Origin of the sequence: Agrobacterium sp. ICMP 6402 (assembly GCF_009498615.1) — a bacterium.
GTDB classification, from domain to species: Bacteria; Pseudomonadota; Alphaproteobacteria; order Rhizobiales; family Rhizobiaceae; genus Agrobacterium; species Agrobacterium burrii.
On sequence record NZ_QSNV01000026.1, the window covers coordinates 1 to 674 of the forward strand.

The following is a 674-nucleotide window of genomic DNA, read 5'->3' on the forward strand; positions in this document are numbered from 1 at the left end:
CTGTCGCGCGCCATCACCGTCGTCATTCTGATCCAGACGATCTTCCTGCTCGGTGTCTACGCGGAAATCCTCGTCACCACCAATGGCGGACCGGGTTATGCCTCCACCAACCTCGCCTTCCTCATCTATCGCACGGCGCTTCTTGGGTACGACGTCGGCGGTGCATCGGCCGGCGGCATCATCGCCGTCGTGCTCGCCAATATCGTCGCCATCTTCCTGATGCGCGCCGTCGGCAAGAATTTGGACCGTTAAGGAGAACCGATCATGGCCCGCAAGACAACCACACGCGCAAAGATCGGCTTTTCCATCGCGGCATGGGCCGTGGCGCTTTTGCTGTTCTTCCCGATCCTTTATGCCTTCCTCACCTCGCTCAAGACCGAGCCGGAGGCGATCGCTGGCTTCAGCCTCATTCCATCAGGCACGCTGGAAAACTACATCACCGTGCAGACCCAGCGCGATTACTTCAAGCCGTTCATGAACTCGGTGGTGCTGTCGCTCGGCTCAACGATCATCGCGCTGATCATCGCCATTCCCGCCGCCTGGGCGATGGCTTTCTCGCCGACCAAGCGCACCAAGGACATTTTGATGTGGATGCTCTCCACCAAGATGATGCCGGCGGTGGCCGTGCTGGTGCCGATCTATCTGATCTTCCGCAATGCCGGCCTGCTCGATAG

General features: G+C 59.6%; 2 pseudogenes. Both read left to right on the forward strand.

What is annotated here, in order from left to right:
* A pseudogene (locus DXT96_RS26775) lies at window positions 1-252 on the forward strand (sugar ABC transporter permease); the annotation flags it as partial.
* A 12-nt stretch (window positions 253-264) separates the two neighbouring features.
* A pseudogene (locus DXT96_RS27280) lies at window positions 265-674 on the forward strand (carbohydrate ABC transporter permease); the annotation flags it as partial.